Here is a 22446-nt window from a genome sequence, read left to right as displayed (position 1 = left end):
GTAATTCATGGCTAAGTTCTTTATAGATCGCCCTATTTTCGCTTGGGTTATCGCCATCATTTTGATGTTGGCCGGTATACTCGCGATCATGAAATTACCTGTTGCGCAATATCCGACCATTGCGCCTCCGGCCATTTCAATCTCCGCCAACTACCCTGGCGCCGATGCGACTACTGTTCAGAATACAGTGACGCAGGTTATCGAACAGAACATGAACGGTATCGATAACCTGCTGTATATGTCTTCCAGCAGTGACTCCTCCGGTAATGTTCAGTTGACGTTGACCTTTAACTCAGGCACTGACCCGGATATCGCTCAGGTTCAGGTCCAGAACAAACTGCAATTAGCCATGCCGTTGCTGCCGCAAGAAGTGCAGCAGCAAGGTGTGAGCGTTGAAAAGTCCAGTAGTAGCTTCCTGATGGTGGCCGGCTTTATTTCTGAAGACGGCACCATGCAGCAAGAAGATATCGCTGACTATGTGGGTTCTAACGTTAAAGATCCCATCAGCCGTACCACGGGTGTAGGTGATGTTCAGCTGTTTGGTTCCCAATATGCGATGCGTATCTGGATGGACCCGCACAAACTGAATAACTACAACCTGACGCCGGTTGATGTTATCAATGCGATTAAAGTACAAAACAATCAGGTTGCCGCTGGCCAGTTGGGCGGGACACCTCCTGTACCGGGTCAGGAACTGAACTCATCCATCATTGCGCAGACTCGTTTGACCAATGCTGAAGAGTTCAGCCAGATCATGCTGAAAGTGAACACTGATGGTTCGCAGGTTCGCCTAAAAGATGTGGCTATCGTTCAACTGGGTGCTGAAAGCTATAACATCATTGCCCGTTATAACGGTAAACCGGCAGCAGGTATCGGTATCAAGCTGGCGACAGGGGCTAACGCCCTGAACACCTCGGCTGCGGTAAAAGCTGAGCTGGCAAAATTGCAGCCATTTTTCCCCGCTGGGTTGAAAGTCGTTTACCCGTATGACACCACACCGTTCGTTAAAATCTCGATTAACGAAGTGGTTAAAACGCTAGTAGAAGCCATTATTTTGGTGTTCTTGGTGATGTATCTGTTCCTGCAAAACTTCCGTGCAACGTTGATTCCAACGATTGCAGTGCCGGTCGTGTTGCTGGGGACATTTGCTATTCTCTCGGCCTTTGGCTATTCGATAAACACCCTAACGATGTTCGGGATGGTGTTGGCGATAGGGCTATTGGTGGATGACGCCATTGTGGTCGTCGAGAACGTCGAACGTGTTATGCAGGAGGAAGGGCTACCGCCGAAAGAAGCCACCAAAAAATCCATGGAGCAGATCCAGGGTGCATTGGTGGGGATCGCGATGGTTCTGTCTGCGGTATTTATCCCGATGGCCTTCTTCGGCGGCGCTACGGGGGCGATTTATCGTCAGTTCTCCATCACTATCGTTTCGGCGATGGTGCTCTCGGTGTTGGTGGCATTGATTCTGACACCCGCATTGTGCGCAACGATGCTGAAACCTATCGCCAAAGGCGAACATGGGCCGAAAACCGGCTTCTTCGGTTGGTTTAACCGCATGTTCGAGAAAAGCACCCACCACTACACCGACAGCGTTGCCAATATTTTGCGCAGCACTGGCCGTTATCTGGTGATCTATCTGGTGATTGTGATTGGTATGGGCGTGTTGTTCTTGCGCTTACCTTCCTCATTCTTGCCGGAAGAAGATCAGGGCGTGTTCCTGACCATGGTGCAAATGCCTGCAGGCGCGACACAAGAACGTACGCAGAAAGTGTTGAATCAGGTCACTGACTACTATCTCGACAAAGAAAAAGACGTGGTTAACTCAGTATTTACCGTTAACGGCTTCGGTTTCAGTGGTCAGGGTCAGAACACCGGTTTGGCATTCGTTAGTCTGAAAAACTGGGATGAGCGTCCGGGCGAGCAAAACAAAGTTCCTGCGATCGTGGGTCGCGCATCTGCGGCTTTCTCGCAAATTAAAGACGGCTTGGTTTTCGCCTTTAACTTGCCAGCGATTGTGGAATTGGGTACAGCAACCGGCTTCGACTTCCAGTTGATTGATCAGGGTAACGTGGGGCATCAGAAATTAACTGCAGCGCGTAACGAACTGCTTGGTATGGTAGCGCAACATCCGGATATGCTGGTCGGTGTGCGTCCTAACGGACTGGAAGACACACCTCAGTTCAAAGTGGAAGTTGATCAGGAAAAAGCGCAGGCACTTGGCGTCGCAATTTCTGATATCAATACCACCCTCGGTTCTGCCATGGGCGGCAGCTATGTAAACGACTTTATCGACCGTGGTCGCGTGAAGAAAGTTTACGTACAAGCTGGTGCACCATTCCGTATGCTGCCGGGTGATATTGATAAGTGGTATGTTCGTAATAACGCAGGTCAAATGGTCTCATTTGCCACCTTCTCTAGCGCAAAATGGGAATATGGCTCACCACGACTGGAACGTTATAACGGCTTACCATCCATGGAGATTCTGGGTCAAGCAGCACCGGGGAAAAGTACCGGTGAAGCAATGGATCTGATGCAGGAGTTGGCGGCTAAGTTACCAAGCGGTATCGGCTATGACTGGACGGGTATGTCCTATCAGGAACGACTGTCGGGTAACCAAGCACCCGCACTGTACGCCATCTCGCTGATTGTGGTCTTCTTGTGTCTGGCTGCACTATATGAAAGTTGGTCGATTCCATTCTCCGTAATGTTGGTGGTACCACTGGGTGTAGTTGGTGCGTTATTGGCAGCCTCACTGCGCGGCCTGAATAACGACGTTTACTTCCAGGTTGGCTTGTTGACCACCATTGGGCTATCGGCCAAAAACGCCATCTTGATTGTTGAGTTCGCTAAGGACTTGATGGACAAAGAAGGCAAGGGGTTAGTGGAGTCAACATTGGAAGCGGTGCGTATGCGTCTGCGCCCAATTCTGATGACCTCACTGGCCTTTATCCTTGGGGTTATGCCGCTGGTTATCAGTAGTGGTGCCGGTTCTGGTGCACAGAACGCGGTCGGTACGGGTGTAATGGGTGGGATGGTCACCGCAACCGTATTGGCTATCTTCTTCGTTCCTGTCTTCTTCGTGGTGGTTCGCCGCCGCTTTAGCCGAAGAAACGAAGATGTCGAACACGCACATGCTGTTGATCATAAGGCGAAGTAAAACTTATTAGCCACAAATGATCTGATATTTAAAGGCCGCACTCACAATGAGCTGCGGCCTTTTATTTTGTCTCCCACTGCCCCCCGCATTGAGCCAGCAGAAAACAGGGTCTTATCATCAAGGTAAAGCAGCTGATTCGGTCAATATGATTATATTGTGATCAATCTATCAAATAGCTCTTGGCGCATTTGCAGCGCAGCGGTAAATTACTATCATACAAATATTCATTAAAATGAAGATAAATCGAGAGCATAGAACTCTGTATCTTGTTCAGCCAACGGAATATTGATCGCATTGCCATAAATTAAATATTCAAATAAATGAAAATTATGGCGTAATTTAAGGGATTTGAATGCTACTAAAAGCGTTACAAAAACAGAATCCAGCACTGATGGATGCGGCTCTTTTACTGTGGCAGCAAGGGGCGATAAAACCTGATAGCTATGTTATTGACGTCGATCAGGTCAGACAAAATGCAAGTTTATTGCTCGAAACGGCCATTCGCCATGGCATGACACTTTACCTTATGAGCAAACAGTTTGGCCGCAACCCGCAGCTCTGCAAACTGCTGCTGGAGTGTGGCTATCAAGGCATCGTGGCCGTGGATTACAAAGAAGCGCGCCAGCTCTATCAACATAATTTACCCGTCGCCCACGTGGGCCATTTGGTGCAAATACCCAGCGGAATGGTGGATGAAGTTATTTCTCGCCAGCCAGAAGTCATCACGGTCTACAGCATCGCCAAAGCGCGCGAAATTTCCGCCGCAGCCCTGCGCCAGCAGACAGAACAAGCATTACTGTTAAAAGTGTGGCACCCCAATGATCTTATCTATCCGGGGCAAGAGGCGGGGTTTTCGCTGGATGAACTTCCCGTGGTGATCAATGAAATCAAAATATTAGGCGGTGTCCGTTTGGTTGGCGTGACACACTTCCCTTGCATGTTGTTTGATAGCGAGAAAGGAAAAACACTACCTAGCCCGAATCTCAATACCTTGATTGAGGCAAAAGGTATTCTTGAGCGGGAAGGTATCCGCGTGGAGCAGGTCAATGGCCCTTCCGCGACCTGTGTCGAAAGTATTCCGCTGCTCGCGCGCTATGGTGTGACCCATGCTGAGCCGGGGCACTCGTTGACCGGCACCATGCCATCCAATCAATCTGGGGACCAGCCTGAGCATGTCGCTATGCTCTATCTGACTGAAATTTCTCATCAACATCAAGGCAAAAGCTATTGCTACGGTGGCGGATACTATCGGCGCGGCCATTTGAACCATGCATTAGTGTATGACCAGCAGTGGCATTCGAGCAAAGTGCTCAATCACCCCACTGACAGCATCGACTACTGCCTAAGCCTCACGGAACCTTTTGCCGTCGGTTGTGCGGTGGTGATGTGTTTTCGTACCCAAATTTTTGCCACCCGCAGTGATGTGGCGCTAGTTGCAGGGATTCATTCAGGCCAGCCCAGATTACTCGGAATTTATGATAGTCAGGGTAATACCATTCCCGCGTCTACCGGACAGGAGGGGTTATGAGTAAGTTTATTGTACTGGTCATCGACAGCTTTGGTGTTGGGGCTATGCCGGATGTCGCTGAAGTTCGGCCACAGGATATCACTGCCAATACCTGCGCCCACATTTTGCAAACTTATCCTGAGATGCATTTACCCCATCTGGAGAAATTAGGGTTGCTCAATGCGCTGCATATCGGCTCGCCGGATTTCAAAGAGAGCATCATGCAAGAGAGTACGCAGGCAAGTTTTGGCGTTGCCCTGCTACAGCATGAGGGCGGCGACACCTTTATGGGCCATCAGGAGATCATGGGCACCCTGCCCCGCGCGCCCTTATCGATGCCATTTTCCACCGTAAAATCGCAAGTGGCTGATGCATTACGTCAACAGGGCTATCAGGTTGAGCCGCGCAGTGCAGTTGGCGATAGCAGCGAGCTGCAACTCCTTTGGGTCAATGACGCGGTGGCTATTGGTGATAATCTTGAAGCTGATTTAGGCCAAGTTTTTAATATTTGTGCCAATTTAAGTGCCATCGATTTTGCGTCGGTTGAGAAGATTGGCCGGATAGTTCGCCATTGTGTGGCGGTGAACCGCGTTATCGCCTATGGCGGGCAACTGGCGGATAGCCAAGCCATCATTGATGCGGTGGAGGTAAAACAGCAGCAGTACATTGGCATTAATAGCCCAAAATCCGGTGTTTACGACCGTGGTTTTCAGGTTATTCATTTGGGCTATGGTGTTGACGCCGAAGTGCAGGTTCCTCACCAACTTGAGAAAGTGAACATCCCAACCGTACTGGTCGGTAAAGTCGCCGACATTGTGGCGAACCCCGCAGGGGAAAATTATCAGCAATTAGTTGATTCAAAAACTATTTTTGATATCACGCTGACAGAAATCCAACGCGCTGGCAGTGCCTTTATCTGTACCAATATTCAGGAAACTGACCTTGCAGGCCACGGGCAAGATGTCGCCCGCTATGCTGAACGCCTGCAATTGGTCGATCACATGCTAGGCGAGATGCAGGCGGCAATGGCAGCAGGCGATTGTCTGGTCGTCATGGCTGACCACGGCAATGACCCAACCATCGGCCACAGTAAACACACGCGGGAACAAGTCCCCCTGCTGGTTTATCTCGCAGGGGTGACAAATGCACAGCCGCAAGCTGTTCGCCTTGGTATCCGCAAAACGATGTCTGATGTTGGCGCAACTGTCTGCGAATTCTTCGCTGCACCTGCGCCCCAAAACGGCCACTCCTTCTGGCAACAACTCATCCGTGCCCGTCAAGAATAGAATCACGCCGCCAGCGAACCTCAAACGCCTCTTTGATCATGGCGCATGAAAAACCCGCTAATTTCGGTTGGTGAGTTTTTCTTCATTCGGATCTTGAAACAGGAAAATGAAAAGCGCATAATTATTGTTATAGTATAACATAACAATTGGAGCTTCTATGAAACCTGGCATTCATCCTAACTATCGGACCGTGGTTTTCCACGACACCAGTGCAGATACCTATTTCACTGTAGGTTCAACCATTGCCACCGCGCGCACGATTGAACGCGATGGTCAAACCTACCCTTATGTCACACTGGATATCTCTTCGGCTTCGCATCCGTATTACACCGGTAAACAGAAAGAGTTCTCCAAAGAGGGCAGTACCGCACGTTTCCAGCAGCGTTTTGGCAGTTTCCTGACCAAAAAAGCCAGCTAATTCTGAGAGTTAATCATGCAAGTATTGAGTTCATTACGTTCAGCAAAAAATCGTCATCCAGATTGCAAGATCGTCCGTCGCCGTGGTCGGGTGTATGTGATTTGTAAAAGCAATCCCCGTTTTAAAGCGGTTCAAGGTGGAACCCATAAGAAGCGTTAAGAATGAGTTCGGTATCACCTCTCCTAAAAGCCCCGTTGCTGCCCAACGGGGCTTTTTTTCTGCTGACGAAAAACTGTCTTAAAAGGAGTTGCGAACTCAACCTCCACTAAAAATCAGAGGCTGAGCGGTACTTGTTGCCACTATCGGGTCAATGCCACTATTTCATGCTGCCCACAAGGGTATCGACATTGTGTTTGAAAGCGTCGGCATAAGTCGCTGCTGGGCCACCGGCTGGAGACAATGCTTCAGGATAGAGTTCTCCCCCCGCTTTCGCGCCACTGGCGGCGGCAATCTGTTTCACCAAACGCGGGTCCGTCTGATTTTCAATAAAGTAGGTTTTTATTTTCTCTTGCTTGATTTGATTAATCAACGCCGCCACACCGCTGGCACTGGCTTCAGACTCGGTTGAAAAACCCACTGGAGACAAGAAGTTAACCCCATACTCTTGGCTAAAATAACCGAAAGCATCATGACTGGTCAGAACTTTTCGCTGCCCGACGGGGATTGCGGCAAACTGCGCTTTCGCATAAGCATCCAGTTTTTCCAACTGCTGAATATACTCCCCACCCCGTTTACGGAAATAATCCGCATCTTCAGGATCAGCAACAATCAATGCATTCATTACGTTGTTAGCATATTTAATACCATTCGCCATGCTGTTCCATGCATGGGGATCTGTCACCCTCTTGCCCTCTTCATCCATTTTACGGGTATCTACCCCAGTGGAAGCGATGACGACTTGCCCTTTATAACCGGAAGCACTGATCAGCCGTTCCAACCACCCTTCCAGCCCTAACCCACTGACAAACACCATATCGGCTTTGGACAACTGCTGACTATTTTTCGGTGTGGGTTCGAAACCATGGGGATCACCATTCGGCCCGACCAAAGTCACCACATTGACATGCTCTCCCCCCACTTGCTGAACGATGTCACCCAAAATAGAAAAACTGGCAACAACGTCAACGGTTTTAGCCATCGCCAAGGGGCTTGACAGCAGGGCAGCTACCGCCAAACTAATCGATAAACGCTTCATTTAACTCTCCTTTATTAACAGGTACTGCTTAACGGCGCGCGGTGACTAAAACGCCACCCCGCGTTCCAAATAAGATAGACAGAAAGAAAATCAGACTGGCGCTGAGCACAATCGCCGGACCGGCAGGTAACGAGGCGTAATAGGACCACAGCAAGCCAACAAGACTGGCAATCATGCCAATCATCATGGCAATACCCAGTGTCTGAGGTAGATTCTTGGCCCAAAAACGGGCGCTGGCAGCAGGTAACATCATCAGCCCGACCGACATCAGGGTGCCGAGGATCTGAAAACCCGCCACCAGATTGAGAACCACCAATGATAAAAATAGTGCGTGAACTACCATCAACCAGCGGCCCATGCTGACCCGTAGAAAGACGGGATCGAAAGACTCAACCACCAGCGCACGGTAAATGGCCGCTAAAGCCAACATCGAGAATGTAGTGATAGCCCCCACCATGGTCATGGCGTTGGTATCAACTGCCAAAATAGAACCGAATAACACATGGAGCAGATCCATACTAGAACCCCGCAGTGAGACTAGCGTGACCCCTAATGCCAGCGACCCCAGATAGAAACCGGCAAAACTGGCATCTTCTTTTAACAGTGTTCGACGGCTGACCCAACCCGACATCACGGCAACCGCCAGCCCAGCAATAAAACCACCGACCCCCATCGCAACCAGTGACATCCCTGAAATCAAGTAACCTATCGCCGCCCCCGGTAATACCGCGTGAGACAGGGCATCCCCGACTAGACTCATTCGCCGTAATAATAAGAAAACGCCTAAAGGGGCCGAGCTGAGCGAGAGCGCCAGACAAGCCACTAATGCCCGCCGCATAAAGCCGAAGTCCATAAAAGGATCAAAAAGCAAATGGATCAATGTCATAGATTGATCATCCTCAGCGGAGCGGGCTGTTGCTGCACAGAGGAAAGTGCACATGAAGTACTGTGTGAGTGATGTAATTCGGCTAAAACGTGCTCTGAATGCTGCCAACAATACCCCTGTGGGGTTAGCCACAATGCAGAGGGGAAGTGTTCAGCCACCATCGACATATCGTGCAAGACCGCAATAATGGTTCGGCCCTCATCATGCAACTGGTGAATCACCTCAAGGAGAAGCTGCACCGTTTGGCTGTCGATGCCGGTAAAAGGCTCATCCAACAAAATCAGTTGTGCTTGCTGCACCCAAAGACGGGCAAACAACACTCTTTGCAACTGTCCACCAGAAAGCTCCCCCACGGGCTGGCGTGCCATGTCCTGCATACCAACCATATTGAGTGCCTGTTTTATTCGCTGGCGCGATTGATGATTAATCCTGCCGAGTAACCCACTTTGCGGCCAGCATCCCATTGCGACCAGATCCTCAACCGCGATCGGAAACTGTCTATCTAATTCAGCCTGTTGGGGAAGGTAGGCCATTTGAGGAGTGCGCCCATCGACGAAGGTTAATTGCCCGGCCACCACCGGCTGCAAACCTGCCAATGTTTTCAGCAGCGTGGATTTACCGGCCCCATTTGCGCCAATAATGGCAGTGAGGGAGCCTGCGGCAAAACAGCCATCAATCGGCGTCGTCAGTGGATTTCGGTCATATCCGATTTCAACTTTGCTCAGATTTATCATGGCAGTACATTCGCCCAATAAATCGCGCCCCACAATAATAGGCAAAGCAGGCTAGCCCCGCCGATGCGCTGTAGTGAAGAGAGTGAGAACAACGTCCAGGCAGGAAAAGGATTCAGCCGGGTAAGAAAAGAGTATTTATTCATATCAGAGAAGAGCACATGTATTTTGTGATATATTATAACATCACATATAGATATTGAATTCAAGCAAACATCTGCGCTTTATCTGCCTCAAAATCGACATCAAAAATAACAAATTCTGACGGTATACCCGAGCAACGCGAACCCATAGGCGCAAATAGGCCTTCTGCTGACGTCAAAACAGGCAGTCTTTACATCATTAGTTACAGTAAATTAAACTTTCCTTACTGATACTTTACTGGTGATTGCTGGCTAGGATTTGGTACTCTAGTATCAGAATGACTCGTTAACGCAGTCAAAACGATAAATAACACAATAGAAAACAAGTAATACAGCAGCCCTCCTCTTGATCAAACCCGAAGAGCATTCTAGATTAATAGACTGTTGTTAGATTAATCGTAAGTAATAATCCTAAATATGAGAAATCCTCGTTAAGGGTTGTTATTTTATTGCCAAATTGTGTTATTGAAACTTTATGGTCCAAATAACTTCACGACATGTTAACTCGTCATATTGGTTTAAAACCGCATTAAGTGCGTTTTTTTCATTCAAATCATGCGAATAGTTGTAGAAACACAATGGCATCGCATTTTTTGCGCCCCTGAACATGCAATAATAAATTAATGTTACCACCATAAGCGGACAATTAATGAACAATGAAATAGCTGGCGACTTCACCTCAGGGTGTTACCCAATTTCATTACTGAAGAGTGTAATCGACAATAATATCCGAGAAATTGAAGGAAGTTTGGTTTCCGGCTTAATGTATTATTCGGAAAATGCCCGCTACACAGCGGGTTCATTAGAAATCCTTGATATTTTTCAGTTGGAAGACAACCATTATTCAATGAGTTACTGCTATCAGTGGCATATCTTTAACCCATGCTTGGATATCAATACTGAAGAGTCACTAACAAATGCTGTAACATTTATTGTACATCCGGAAAAAATCGTTTTTGATATAATTAACAATGATCGGCCATCAACCGCTGACGAATTGTAAGATTAAGTAATAAAGTTGCGCGGTGAACGAAGAAATGATTTATATTCATAGCAAGGAAAGCTTATTTAGGTTAACGATAAGCTTCTGCGTTTATATGATTATCAATCTACTCACATTGTGTTATCAACACCGAATTAAGACTTTACGGAGGGGATGATATGGATGAGTACTCGCCTAAGCGGCATGATATTGCCCAGTTGAAGTTTCTCTGTGAGAGTTTGTATGATGAAGGCATTGCTACGCTTGGTGATAGCCACCATGGGTGGGTCAATGACCCCACAGCAGCCGTAAATCTGCAACTCAACGATTTGATCGAGCATATAGCTTCATTTGTGATGAGTTTTAAAATAAAATACCCAGACGACGGCGACTTCTCAGAGTTAGTGGAAGAATATTTAGACGATACATATACTCTGTTTAGTAGTTACGGGATCAATGATCCTGAATTGCGTCGCTGGCAAAAAACCAAAGAGCGTTTATTCAGACTTTTCTCAGGAGAATACATCTGTACCCTGATGAAAACTTAAGGGATAGTTTCCCTATATTAATTTGTATATTGAGAAGAAAAACCACCATGACAAAAACTGACTACCTGATGCGTTTAAGAAAGTGTACGACTATTGATACGCTAGAACGTGTAATTGAAAAGAATAAATACGAACTCTCCGACGATGAGCTGGAATTATTTTACTCAGCGGCTGATCATCGCCTGGCTGAACTCACAATGAATAAGCTTTATGATAAAATTCCACCTACAGTTTGGCAGCATGTGAAATAGTCCGCTTAACGCTGGTTAAGACACAACAACGTTGAGCCGATAACTGCTATCGGCTTCAATGCGCCAGGTGATTTGTGTCTGTGCTAATTTGAGGTAAGTTTCTTAGATAAAACGACGGTATTGAAGGCTAACTTTAATCCCGCGACATTGCACACCAGTACTTAGGTGAAATCCTGTTATTTATCAGGATTATATAAAAGCATTTAAGTAAAAATGATTCAGTTCTCTATTTATTAAAATTTTGTCTGACCACTAATAGTTTCATGACATTATTAATCATATGTCAGATTGAATGTGTAAATAGAAAGTTCAGACTAATGAGAAACGAGATAAATCTTATTTATCTGTTCAACGCTCAGCCTGTGCAGCTATACCTGACGGACTGGCTACGAAGATTTAAAGCAGAGCGCTATCAGGAGGTGAAAGACTTCGGATAAGCAGACGAACTCAACAAGATAAAACATCGCTACATCAGAAATGGTGGAGGCCCTGCCAGCTACATCCCGGCACACACCTCGCCTGCTGCGGCTGCTTCCTTCCGGACCTGACCGAGTTCACAAGTTAGTGTTGCGGGAGAACCAACAGGACCTCCATTGACGTTAACGGCTCCTTGTACTCTGGAGCGGTGGGCATTATCGACCATGCCCCGCCAAATAGCAAGGTAACACAAGCTAACCGGTGGTTTATTGCACACACCGACTCCGGTTAGTGCTAAATCTATTTTCCTCGAGCAAAAAAATAATCGACGATGTTATTTATAGCGTGCGACGCTATCCTTAATGCAAATAATAGAGCCAGAAGAGGATGCAGTGACATCACCAGAAACCGCCCCCAAAAATCAGGATGAACCTACGGCGACAGAGTATCAGGATGAGCAGGACAGTCCGCCCATAGTGGACAGTTTTCGCCAGCGGGTTTTTCAGGTGGTGGCCGCTATCCCCTATGGGAAGGTCACGACTTATGGTGATATTGCGCGGCTGATTGGTTCCCCTAGAGCAGCACGGCAAGTCGGTGGCGTTCTGAAGCGATTACCGGAAGGATCTACACTGCCTTGGCATCGGGTTATTAATCGCCATGGTGAAATATCATTAATTGGTGATGATTATCTGAGGCAGAAAAAGGCGTTATTAGCAGAAGAGATTGAAATAGATGTGACGGGCAGAATTGATTTACAGCAATATCGTTGGCAGTACCGTTAATATAAGCGCCACAGCATAACGGTTATGCTGTGGCGGCTTGATAGTGACTATTTACTGTATAGTCGCAGCGCCCGATGTCGTCGTCGGGGCAGTCTCTATCGCGACGGAAGTCACTGGCACCAGCAGTAAATTAGCCTGAGTACCGGCACCACGGTTGATCACTTCCTGAATGGTATCAGTGATAAACATTAGCTGACCATTATGGGTGATCGCCGCACTCACAATGATGCGCGCATTTGGCTGGATATCTGATGGGTTAAACGGCAGGGTAAAGGTAAATGGTGCCTGCTTGCCCTCAGTGCGTACCGCTTTCTGAGCAATGACTCGTGATGGCGCATCAGCCAGAGAGGCATCCGATAGTGTTACCGTAACAACGGCATCGGGTGGTAATGCAATGCGCTCGCGGATGTTTACTGTCCCTTGCACCGCAGGCTGCGCAATAGGTGCCACAGCAGCGCTCACTCCCGCTGGCCCTGAAGTTGGCACATCAGCCCCTTGGTGAGCACACCCAGCCAGACTGGCCATTAACACTGCCCCACCCGCTATTTGCCAAAATTTCATTGATTGCCAAGGTTCCATAGGCTGCACTCCTTCCTAATATTAAGATGCTGACTATTCACAGAATAGGCACGCTTTAAACAAGTGGCTTTAACCACCTAGCATGCTAATTATAGCATAATATGCTGAGATTTTTCGTTCACCTCCAGATTCAGCCATTTATCAGACTATTCCTTAAAATAGGATTATTAGCGCGGCTGGGATTGCAGCAATAGATTGACGCCTGCCTAACAGATTCAGCACACTGTAGGTGAACTCAACAATCAGGGGCCACAACATGAGCCAGCCATTAGAAAAACTGCTCGATCTACTCCATCTGGAAAAAATTGAAGAAGGGATCTTTCGTGGCCAAAGTGAAGATCTGGGCTTGCGTCAGGTATTTGGGGGGCAGGTAGTCGGTCAGGCTATCTATGCAGCAAAACAGACTGTCCCCGTGGATCGAATCGTCCACTCATTCCACAGCTATTTTTTGCGCCCAGGGGATAGCAGTAAGCCTATTATCTATGACGTCGAAACATTACGCGATGGCACCAGTTTCAGTGCCCGTCGGGTCAGCGCCATTCAGAATGGTAAACCCATTTTCTACATGACGGCGTCGTTCCAGAGTCAAGAAGAGGGATTTGAGCACCAAAACAGCATGCCGGACGTCCCTTCACCGGATGGATTGATGTCAGAAACGGAGATTGCCCGTAAATTCGCACATTTGATCCCCGAAAAAGTGCGAGATAAGTTTATTGGCAACCAGCCCATTGAAATGCGCCCGGTGAAATTCCATAACCCGCTACAAGGTTCGGTCGAAGAGCCAAATCGCTATGTCTGGTTCCGCGCCAATGGCGCAATACCGGATGACTTGCGGGTCCACCAATATTTACTGGGCTATGCTTCCGACTTCAATTTCCTGCCAACCGCTTTGCAGCCGCACGGGATTGGCTTCCTTGAACCGGGTGTGCAGATTGCCACAATTGACCATTCAATGTGGTTCCATCGGCCATTCCGTCTGGATGACTGGTTGCTGTATGCCGTAGAAAGCACCTCTGCTTCAGGTGCTCGGGGCTTTGTCCGTGGGCAGATCTACAACCAGCAGGGCGTGCTGGTAGCATCGACAGTGCAGGAAGGGGTTATCCGTTTGCATCGGTGATATCACCACAAACGCATTTCCAAAATAAAACAGGGGTGATGTCTCCATCACCCCTGCTGCTTATCATCATTATTATTTGTTTTCTAACATCTCAGCCTATTTTGGCCACTTAACGCCTTACTTATCTCGTTTTATACTTATCTAGCTTATTGGTTGTAAGCATTCTCGCCATGGCTGTTAACATCCAGACCTTCGCGCTCTTGCTCTTCCGGTACTCGCAGGCCGACAACCAGATCAGCAATTTTGAAGGCAACGAAGGCAACAACACCAGACCAGACCAGACACACGCCGACGCTGAACAACTGAACGCCAACCTGATGACCCATGGTGACACCCGCCGCGTAGCCCGTGCCGCCCAGTGAAGCAGAGGTGAAGACACCGGTCAGGATACAACCGACAATCCCGCACACACCGTGGACACCGAACACGTCACAAGTATCATCAACTCGCAGCCATTTCTTCAGCAGTACCACCCCCCACAGACCCGCCACACCGCCGACCAGACCGATAATCAATGCGCCCCCCACACCGACAGTCCCTGCCGCAGGTGTAATCGCCACCAGACCGGCGATACAACCGGAGCACGCACCCAGTAAGGAGGGTTTGCCGCGTAAAATCCACTCAGCAAAGACCCAAGAGAGAATGGCACCTGCGGTTGCGACCACCGTATTCAAGAAGGCAAGTGCGGCAATTTCGTTAGCGGCACTGGCTGAACCCGCGTTGAAGCCAAACCAGCCGATATACAGAATCGCCGTACCGGTAAACACCATCGGCAAGTTGTGTGGTTTGAAGGCTTCTTTGCCAAAGCCAGCGCGTTTACCCAGTAAGTAAGCACCAACTAAACCTGCAATGGCGGCGTTAATATGCACCACTGTACCGCCCGCAAAGTCCAGCGCGCCGTCCATTGCCAGGAAGCCGCCGCCCCATACCATGTGCGCCATTGGCAGGTAGGAGAAGGTGAACCACAGCACGGCGAAGATTAATACCGCAGAGAAACGAATACGTTCGGCGAATGAACCCACCACCAGTGCGACCGTGATACAGGCGAATGAAGCCTGAAACACCACATGGATATATTGGTAGAAAGTACCACTCAAGCTCGTTAGGCCAATGCCTTTCAGCATCGCCATATCGAAGCTGCCGAAGAAGGCGTTACCCGTACTGAAAGCCAGACTATAACCGTAGAGAATCCACAGCACACAGATCAGCGCGAAGGTCACGGTGACCTGAGTCATCATCGATAATACGTTTTTGGAACGCAGCAAGCCGCCGTAGAACAGGGCAATACCGGGCACGGTCATAAACAGCACCAAGGCGGTGCAAATCATCATAAAAGCATTATCAGCTTTGTCAGCTACAGCCGGTACAGCAGCCATTGCCAAAGAGGGCAGCATCGCTACCGAACTTAGGCCCAACACGGATAAAAGTTTTTTCATCATCAACCCATCCCTATTCACTAAATTTGAGCCTGCAAATTACAGTGCTGCTTCGTCTGTTTCGCCGGTACGGATGCGAATAACACGTTGCAATTCAGCAACGAAAATTTTGCCATCACCAATTTTTCCGGTATAGGCGGCCTTACTGATCACGTCAATCACCTCATCTAATTGATCGTCGGCAATCGCGATATCTATTTTTACTTTAGGTAAGAAATTGACGCTGTATTCAGCTCCACGATAGAGTTCGGCGTGCCCTTTCTGGCGACCAAATCCTTTTACTTCGGTTACGGTCAGCCCCTGAATACCCACAGAGGACAAGGCTTCACGCACATCCTCCAGCTTGAATGGTTTTATCACCACGGTAACCAGCTTCATATTTGCCCCTTCTCGAATTAAGTCGAATTTATGTCTCCACGAAACAGATAAAGCAAAGGCTATGCCATAAATAAAGATAGCGGAGATTTAATATAAAAATGGCGAACAGAGGGCGGTTGAGATAATCAAGTCAGCCCTTATCTGGCTGAATCGATCGTGTTGAGTGTTTTTTGTGCACTAAATTAGTGCGATACGCGTCACAAAAGTGCACTAGCGCATCAGCCCCTAGTGGCATTGCAAGATTATGGTGCGGGCGCATGCGCAGATGGGAGTTAATGGGTCATTAGGGTAAAAGGCTAATCAGGAAAAGAGCGGTGGAAATAGTGCGAGGCCGCTTGGCCCCGCAGATTATCCCTTAATTCACCGCACTCTCCACTTGGTCGATAGCCGCTAAATCTTCGCTGACTAATTGCAACTGGTACATCTGATAATAGCGCCCGTGGGCGGCGAGTAGCTCTTGATGCTTGCCTTGCTCAACTGCCACACCACGGTGCAATACCAAGATGCTATCAGCATCAACAATAGTTGAGAGGCGGTGAGCAATCACGACCAGAGTGGTATTTTTGCGGATGAGCTGCAATGCCCGCTGAATCGCCTGTTCAGTACCCGAGTCAATATTTGCGGTCGCTTCATCCAAAATCAGAATTTGCGGTGCTTGTACCAATACTCGAGCCATCGCCAGTAGCTGTTTTTGCCCGACAGACAAGGTATTACCCTGCTCCCCGAGCAAGCTGTGCAGCCCGTCAGGTAGCGCATGGACCAATGGCGCAAGTTGCACGGTCTCCAAAGCTTCCCAAACTTGCTGTTCACTGATATCACGGCCTAAAGTCACATTGGCAAAGAAAGAGTCGGCTAACACCACCGGATCTTGTTGCACCATGGCAACCCCTTGGCGCAGTGTCTGATGAGATAACTCTGGCAGCGGTCGGCCATCAAGCAGAACCTCCCCTTGCTGCACCGGGTAGTAGCCCATCAGCAGGTTAGCCAGCGTGCTCTTGCCACTGCCGGTATGCCCGACCAAGGCGATAAATCCACGCGACGGCACATCAAGCGAGATATTTTGCAGCACCATTTTATCGTGACGATAAGCAAAGCTGACATTATTTACCTGAATACGGCCACTGGTCAGTGGGCGGTCATCGGTGCCATAGCCTTGCTGAGCGCGATCCATCAGATCGAAAATACGCTCCCCCGCCACCACCGCTTGTTGCAGGATGGATTGCTGGGATGTTAGCTCAATCAATGGCTCATTTAAGCGCCCCAGATAGTTAATGAATGCATACAACACCCCCACCCCGACGGAACCTTCTGGGCTGAAACCGAAAAGCAGCAACAAACCGCATAGCACCATGGCAGAGAACAGACTCAACAGCGGGCGTAACAGAAAACCTTCCAAGCGCAGCGTTTGCATCCGCGCCCGATAATGCGCGCGGCTGGCAGACTCCATCCTCTCCCCGAAACGCGCTTGCTGACGAAACTGTTGAATGACACCCATGCCATTGATCACTTCATTAAAGCCGTCGTTGATATCGGCCAGATAGGCCCGAACCCGCCGCACCACGGGTGTGCTGTAGCGCTGGTAAATGGCCATGACGACCAGTACCGCAGGGAAGATGCAGATTGAAATCAGCGCCATGCGCCAATCCAGACTGAACATCGCCACCAGCATTGCGCCAATTAACGCGGCACTTTTTAGCACCGTGGACACCACCATCACATAGAGGTCTTTGATGACTTCAGTGTCATTGGTGACGCGGGAGATCAATTGCCCGACAGGCTGGGTATCAAAAGCACTGAGCGGCTGGCGTAAAGCTGCATCCATCACTTCAATACGCAGCCGCTGGACCACGCCAACCGCAGCACGGTTAAACAGCAATGCTTGAAAATAGTGCAAGGTCGCCGCCAGTAATTGCAGCAGCAGATAGGCTAATGCCAGCCCGCTCACCAAACCGAGCGGCAACGTCCCTTTCGCCACGACATGGTCAATAAAATAGCTGATCAGCAGCGGGCCGCTGACTTCTGCGGCGGCGGCAACCCAGAGCATCACCACCGCCAGCCCTAATGGCTTGCGATAGGGAGAACCATAAGAGAGCAGGCGTTTGAGTGTTGGCCAAAGTTGCTGAGGTTTACTCATCAGTTTTTGGCCTCCGGCTCACCATCATCTAACGCTGCTTCCAGCTGTTGATAGCGGTACATTTCGCGATACCAACCCGATTGATTGACCAATAAATTATGTGTGCCGCGCTGCATCACACTACCGTGTTGCATCACCAGAATCTCGCTCGCTTCCGTCAAAGCAGAAAGACGATGTGCGGTGATAATCACTGTGCGATGCTCACCCCAGAGGCGCAGATTTTTTAAGATTTCATGTTCGGTCTGACCATCAACCGCAGAAAGCGCATCATCAAGAATCAGAATTTCAGTCTCCAACAGCAGCGCTCGGGCAATGGAGATCCGCTGTTTCTGGCCGCCGGAGAGCATCACGCCGCGCTCACCCACTTCAGTGTCATACCCTTGAGGCAGGCGCAAAATATCATCATGCACACTGGCTAAACGCGCGGCCCGCTCAATCTGCTCTTGAGTGGCCTCGGGTTTACCCAGCGCAATGTTGCCCGCCACGGTGTCAGAGAAGAGGAAGGGGGTCTGGCTGACCACAGATAAACGCCCGCGCCAGTCATGGAGACGGATATCCGACAGCACATGTCCCTGATAACAGATAGCGCCATCATCCACATCAAATTGCCGCTGAATTAAGGCCAGCAAGGTGCTCTTGCCCGACCCCGTTGGCCCACACAGCCCCAACATCTGCCCCGGCGCTAACTTCAGCGCGACATCATGCAATGCGGGCTGTTCTGCCCCCGGATAATAGAAATGGCGAATACTTACCGCTAATGTACTGCGCTCGTTAGATAATTCGATCTCACCATCTTTCACCACCGGCGCTTCTTCCAGCAAACTGCGGATGCGGCTATAAGCTGCACTGCCACGTTCGACGATATTAAACATCCACGCCAGCGCCAGCATTGGCCAGATCATTAATCCCAGATACATCACAAAACTGGTCAACTGCCCCAAAGTAATGCTGTGGTTAACCACCATCCAGCTACCCCCGCCGATAGCTAATAAATTAGCGATGCCGATAGCAATATAAATGGTGGGATCAAAACGGGCGTCAATACGTGCGACATACATATTCTTCGCCCCCGCTTCGGCGGCGACCTGCGCAAATTGCTGCGATTGATTATCTTCCAGACCAAAGGCTTTAATCATGCGGATGCTGGTCAGACTTTCTTGCGCCTGATTATTAAGGTTAGAAAATGCGCCCTGCGCCGATTTAAAGCGCTGATGCAGTTGGTCGCCATAATATTTGATCACTATTGCCATCACCGGCATGGGTAACAGTGATAATAGCGTCAGTTGCCAGCTAATTTGGGTGCTCATCACAATCAGCACAGCGCACCCCATCACCAGCGAATCCACTAATGTCAAAACGCCCTCGCCTGCGGCAAAAACCACGCGATCGACATCATTTGTGGCGCGCGCCATTAAATCACCGGTGCGGTGACGTAAGTAAAAACCGGGGGCCTGGCGGCTGAGTTGGCGATAAAAGTTTGACCGCAACTCCACTGCCAATTGATAGGATGCGCCGAAGAGTAAAACGCGCCAGACATAGCGCAGCAGGTAGACCACGATTGCCGTCACCAGCATCACCGCGATCCACACCAGCAGCATGTCGGTCGACATCTGCTTTGTACTGATGCCATCCACAATCACCCCGACCAACTTAGGCGGCAATAATTGCAGGATAGCAATAATGATCAGCAGCAACACCGCACCCACATAGCGACGCCACTCTCGGCGGAAATACCAGCCTAATTGTGCAAACAATCTCACGCAGTTTTATTCCATGGTCTGACACTGAATAGCATCAATATGCTTCTTGCTATACGTAATCAATAAGGGAGAAGGATACCCTCATTAAAATGATTTTTACTCAAAAAAACTTTTTTACTCTGGAACAGGCAACATTGTTGTGTATTTGATTTTTTCCATCGCAAAGCTCGAGGTCACATCAATCAATCCCGGCACACCATTAACCATACGTTTGTAAAAACTGTCGTAACTTTTCATATCGGCAACTTCGACCTGCATCAGATAATCATATTCACCCGCCATACGATAGAACGCCAGTACCTCAGGCATTTTCTTGGTGAACTCGACGAATGCCTGATACCAATCGCTATTATGCTGCTGCGTCTTGATCAGCACAAATGCCGTCAACCCTAATCCTAACTTTTCACTGTCCAGTAACGCCACTCGCCCACGAATAAACCCCTCATCCTCAAGGCGCTTTAGACGTTTCCAGCAGGGCGTGGAGGTCAAATTGACTGCCTCAGCCAAGACTTGCAGTGATTGCGTGCAATCTTTTTGCAACATACAGAGTAGCTTGCGGTCTGTTTTATCTAACATAACCATTATCCATAGAATAATTTTCTACCATTTGGCGATAAAGAAGCAAAAATGGCAACGTTTTTTTCTTTGATAACCGATAATATAGCAATCATTAGATTACTATTTATATCGCAGGCCACCAAATGACCAACATCTGGGTAAAAAATGCTATCAGTGAAATAGAAGCTGATTTTCAACGCTCCGCTGATACCCACCTGATCCGCCTAAATCTGCCTGCTTTTCCCGGCATTTATCTCTATTTGAAAGATGAGAGCACCCATCCTACCGGCAGCTTAAAGCACCGTTTGGCCCGCTCGTTGTTCCTCTATGGCTTATGTAACGGCTGGATTACCGAAGGAACCACAATAATTGAAGCCTCCTCAGGCAGCACTGCGGTATCTGAAGCCTATTTTGCTCGCCTGATTGGCTTGCCCTTTATTGCAGTCATGCCGAGTTGCACCGCGAGGCGAAAAGTTGAACAAATCACTTTCTATGGAGGTCGCTGCCATTTTGTTGACCATGCAGGGCAAATCTATGCGGCATCAGAGCAATTAGCGCGTGAACTGAACGGCCACTACATGGATCAGTTCACTTATGCGGAACGAGCAACAGACTGGCGCGGCAATAATAATATTGCCGACAGTATCTTCCGCCAGATGGCTCGCGAACCTTTTCCTGTCCCTAACTACATTGTGATGAGCGCAGGTACGGGCGGGACTTCCGCCACATTAGGGCGCTATATCCGCTATCAAGGACATGATACCCAACTGGTGGTTGTCGATCCGGAAAACTCGGTATTTTATGACTGTTTCTGCAACCGTGATCGCACAGTCACTGGCAGTTGTGGTAGCCGCATTGAAGGGATAGGCCGCCCACGGGCTGAACCTTCATTTATTCCCGAGGTGATCGATAGTATGTTACGCGTACCGGATGCCGCCAGTGTGGCAACCATCCATTGGCTGGAGGGCATTCTGGGGCGGAAAGTGGGGGCATCGACGGGGACTAACGTCTGGGGCGCACTACAATTAGCCAAACAGATGCGCGAGCAGGGCAAAACGGGGGCGATTGTGACATTACTCTGTGACAGCGGCGAGCGCTATCTTGATACCTATTATGATGCCCAGTGGGTGAGCGCTAACATTGGCGATTTAACCCCATTCCGCAATGAGCTAAATAACCTGTAATTTACCGATCAAGGGGGCTTGAACAGCCCCCTTTTAGGAAGAAAAAAACCGGATGATTATCCGGCTGGCTAATAGCCATACCCTAAGTCATTGATGTTGTAACATCAGAACTCAGGGTATAAACCTCAGAATTCGGGGGAATAGGTGAGGTGTGGTGAACTTAGCCAATGTTGCAAATAGTGCGCTACACCTTGTTGCTCGCAGCGACCAATGACCTGTAACTGGGGTAATTCTTGTTTCAATTGCGGCAATGCATTTCCCATCACCAACCCGCGCCCCACCCGTGACAGCATCTCTTTATCATTCATTGCATCACCAAATGCCATGCAATCTGCCAGAGTTAAATCAAGGTGATGGCTTAGTCGTTCCAATGCCGCCCCTTTGTTACAACCACGAGGTAGCACTTCGAGACATTCGGCAGCAGAGAAACAGAAATCAGCTTGGCCGCCCATCTGCTGTTCAAGCTGAGTTTTAAGCTCGGTTAGCTCTTGATGTGAGGCAATAAAGCAGATCTTGTGATTACCGGTCAGTGGTAGTGCATCCAATGCGGTGAGTTGAAACTGAAATCCACTGGTTTTATGGGCTGTTAGCAGAGCGGGATCATTACAATCAGTGAACCAGCCGTCATCGCGGAATAAGTGGATACTGGCATTCGTCTGCCAAGGGGTTCGCAGTACAAACTCCACCAGCTCGGCCGGTAAATCCATGCCATATAATGACACACCATCCAAGTCAGCGACCCGCGTGCCATTGCCGGTAATCAAATAGCCGTTAATCCCAGAATGAGAAAGAATCCCTTTCATATCAATATAGTGCCGGCCTGTCGCGAACGTCAGAATCACCCCGCTCTCGACTAACTGATGCAACGCATTTAATGTCGCGCCGCCAATATTATGGTCACGCATCAGTAAGGTTCCATCCATATCAAAAGCGGCTAAACGGTACATTCAAAACCTCACTGAGAGTAAAACTGATGGTATGAGTAAAATTATGG

Annotated in this window: 21 protein-coding genes and 1 other RNA gene; 11 read left to right on the top strand and 11 right to left on the bottom strand. The window is 49.0% G+C overall.

The features are described 5' to 3' along the window. Positions 1–7 precede the first annotated feature (7 nt). The 5 genes from acrB to ykgO all read left to right on the top strand — a co-directional run bounded on the left by acrB (position 8) and on the right by ykgO (position 6530). Complete coding sequence (gene acrB / locus HRD69_RS10775; RefSeq protein ID WP_004873421.1) at positions 8–3160, top strand: efflux RND transporter permease AcrB; 3153 nt, start codon at positions 8–10, stop codon at positions 3158–3160. Between the two features lie 352 nt (positions 3161–3512). Next, positions 3513–4688: a YhfX family PLP-dependent enzyme gene (locus HRD69_RS10770; protein ID WP_032812955.1), complete on the top strand. Its 1176-nt coding sequence runs from the start codon at positions 3513–3515 to the stop codon at positions 4686–4688. Next, positions 4685–5953: a phosphopentomutase gene (locus HRD69_RS10765; protein WP_032812956.1), complete on the top strand. Its 1269-nt coding sequence runs from the start codon at positions 4685–4687 to the stop codon at positions 5951–5953. Before HRD69_RS10770 ends, HRD69_RS10765 begins: the two co-directional genes overlap by 4 nt. Positions 5954–6110: 157 nt before the next feature. Then, on the top strand, positions 6111–6371 hold the full coding sequence (locus tag HRD69_RS10760; RefSeq protein ID WP_032812957.1) for a type B 50S ribosomal protein L31: 261 nt from the start codon (positions 6111–6113) through the stop codon (positions 6369–6371). A gap of 15 nt (positions 6372–6386) precedes the next feature. After that, the gene (gene ykgO / locus HRD69_RS10755) at positions 6387–6530 is read left to right on the top strand and encodes a type B 50S ribosomal protein L36 (RefSeq protein WP_002208618.1); all 144 of its coding nucleotides are present in this window, start codon (positions 6387–6389) and stop codon (positions 6528–6530) included. Positions 6531–6687: 157 nt separating this feature from the next. Here the strand turns inward: ykgO and HRD69_RS10750 are convergent, their stop codons facing one another. The 3 genes from HRD69_RS10750 to HRD69_RS10740 are packed head-to-tail and all read right to left on the bottom strand — an operon-like array spanning position 6688 to position 9186. Continuing rightward, entirely contained in the window at positions 6688–7566 is an 879-nt protein-coding gene (locus HRD69_RS10750; protein WP_004873426.1) for a metal ABC transporter substrate-binding protein, read from the bottom strand. Between the two features lie 28 nt (positions 7567–7594). After that, positions 7595–8452 carry a metal ABC transporter permease gene (locus tag HRD69_RS10745; RefSeq protein ID WP_032812959.1) on the bottom strand — a complete coding sequence of 286 codons (858 nt, stop codon included), beginning with the start codon at positions 8450–8452 and terminating at the stop codon, positions 7595–7597. Next, positions 8449–9186 (bottom strand): metal ABC transporter ATP-binding protein, encoded by a 738-nt coding sequence (locus HRD69_RS10740; protein ID WP_050413161.1) that lies wholly within the window; start codon positions 9184–9186, stop codon positions 8449–8451. Before HRD69_RS10740 ends, HRD69_RS10745 begins: the two co-directional genes overlap by 4 nt. A gap of 789 nt (positions 9187–9975) precedes the next feature. Here HRD69_RS10740 and HRD69_RS10735 point away from each other — a divergent pair. The 3 genes from HRD69_RS10735 (at position 9976) to ymoA (ending at position 11107) form a co-directional block, all read left to right on the top strand. Continuing rightward, positions 9976–10329 (top strand): hypothetical protein, encoded by a 354-nt coding sequence (locus HRD69_RS10735; RefSeq protein WP_032812960.1) that lies wholly within the window; start codon positions 9976–9978, stop codon positions 10327–10329. A 158-nt stretch (positions 10330–10487) separates the two neighbouring features. Then, positions 10488–10856, top strand: a complete 369-nt coding sequence (gene tomB / locus HRD69_RS10730) for an Hha toxicity modulator TomB (RefSeq protein ID WP_004873431.1) — start codon at positions 10488–10490, stop codon at positions 10854–10856. 47 nt (positions 10857–10903) lie between these two features. Beyond that, positions 10904–11107 (top strand): expression modulating protein YmoA, encoded by a 204-nt coding sequence (gene ymoA, locus HRD69_RS10725; RefSeq protein ID WP_002208622.1) that lies wholly within the window; start codon positions 10904–10906, stop codon positions 11105–11107. Between the two features lie 487 nt (positions 11108–11594). Here ymoA and ffs read toward each other — a convergent pair. Then, an RNA gene (gene ffs, locus HRD69_RS10720) (signal recognition particle sRNA small type) lies at positions 11595–11691 on the bottom strand. A 195-nt stretch (positions 11692–11886) separates the two neighbouring features. Between ffs and HRD69_RS10715 the strand changes: the two genes are divergently transcribed. Next, entirely contained in the window at positions 11887–12306 is a 420-nt protein-coding gene (locus HRD69_RS10715; protein WP_004873432.1) for an MGMT family protein, read from the top strand. 51 nt (positions 12307–12357) lie between these two features. Here the strand turns inward: HRD69_RS10715 and HRD69_RS10710 are convergent, their stop codons facing one another. Beyond that, positions 12358–12885 carry a YbaY family lipoprotein gene (locus HRD69_RS10710; protein ID WP_004873433.1) on the bottom strand — a complete coding sequence of 176 codons (528 nt, stop codon included), beginning with the start codon at positions 12883–12885 and terminating at the stop codon, positions 12358–12360. 256 nt (positions 12886–13141) lie between these two features. On the opposite strand from HRD69_RS10710, the gene tesB reads away from it, so the two are divergent. Next, positions 13142–14002, top strand: coding sequence for an acyl-CoA thioesterase II (gene tesB / locus HRD69_RS10705; protein ID WP_004873434.1), 861 nt, complete (start codon positions 13142–13144; stop codon positions 14000–14002). A gap of 146 nt (positions 14003–14148) precedes the next feature. Here the strand turns inward: tesB and amtB are convergent, their stop codons facing one another. The 5 genes from amtB to HRD69_RS10680 form a co-directional block, all read right to left on the bottom strand. Continuing rightward, on the bottom strand, positions 14149–15438 hold the full coding sequence (gene amtB, locus HRD69_RS10700) for an ammonium transporter AmtB (RefSeq protein WP_032813019.1): 1290 nt from the start codon (positions 15436–15438) through the stop codon (positions 14149–14151). A gap of 39 nt (positions 15439–15477) precedes the next feature. Next, positions 15478–15816 carry a P-II family nitrogen regulator gene (glnK, locus tag HRD69_RS10695; RefSeq protein WP_002208627.1) on the bottom strand — a complete coding sequence of 113 codons (339 nt, stop codon included), beginning with the start codon at positions 15814–15816 and terminating at the stop codon, positions 15478–15480. 355 nt (positions 15817–16171) lie between these two features. Continuing rightward, positions 16172–17950: a SmdB family multidrug efflux ABC transporter permease/ATP-binding protein gene (locus tag HRD69_RS10690; RefSeq protein ID WP_004873436.1), complete on the bottom strand. Its 1779-nt coding sequence runs from the start codon at positions 17948–17950 to the stop codon at positions 16172–16174. Beyond that, on the bottom strand, positions 17950–19710 hold the full coding sequence (locus HRD69_RS10685) for a SmdA family multidrug ABC transporter permease/ATP-binding protein (RefSeq protein WP_032812966.1): 1761 nt from the start codon (positions 19708–19710) through the stop codon (positions 17950–17952). The genes HRD69_RS10690 and HRD69_RS10685 overlap by 1 nt, the downstream gene beginning before the upstream one ends. 114 nt (positions 19711–19824) lie before the next feature. Next, entirely contained in the window at positions 19825–20286 is a 462-nt protein-coding gene (locus HRD69_RS10680) for an Lrp/AsnC family transcriptional regulator (RefSeq protein WP_004873437.1), read from the bottom strand. Positions 20287–20411: 125 nt separating this feature from the next. Here HRD69_RS10680 and HRD69_RS10675 point away from each other — a divergent pair, with 125 nt between their 5' ends. Further along, the gene (locus tag HRD69_RS10675) at positions 20412–21452 is read left to right on the top strand and encodes a PLP-dependent cysteine synthase family protein (protein WP_004873439.1); all 1041 of its coding nucleotides are present in this window, start codon (positions 20412–20414) and stop codon (positions 21450–21452) included. Positions 21453–21577: 125 nt separating this feature from the next. Here the strand turns inward: HRD69_RS10675 and cof are convergent, their stop codons facing one another. Further along, positions 21578–22399 (bottom strand): HMP-PP phosphatase, encoded by an 822-nt coding sequence (gene cof, locus HRD69_RS10670; protein ID WP_004873440.1) that lies wholly within the window; start codon positions 22397–22399, stop codon positions 21578–21580. Between the last annotated feature and the right edge of the window lie 47 nt (positions 22400–22446).

This window comes from Yersinia mollaretii ATCC 43969, assembly GCF_013282725.1.
GTDB classification, from domain to species: Bacteria; Pseudomonadota; Gammaproteobacteria; order Enterobacterales; family Enterobacteriaceae; genus Yersinia; species Yersinia mollaretii.
Note: the sequence above shows the minus strand (reverse complement) of the source record. Positions and strands in the feature narration are given on the sequence as shown.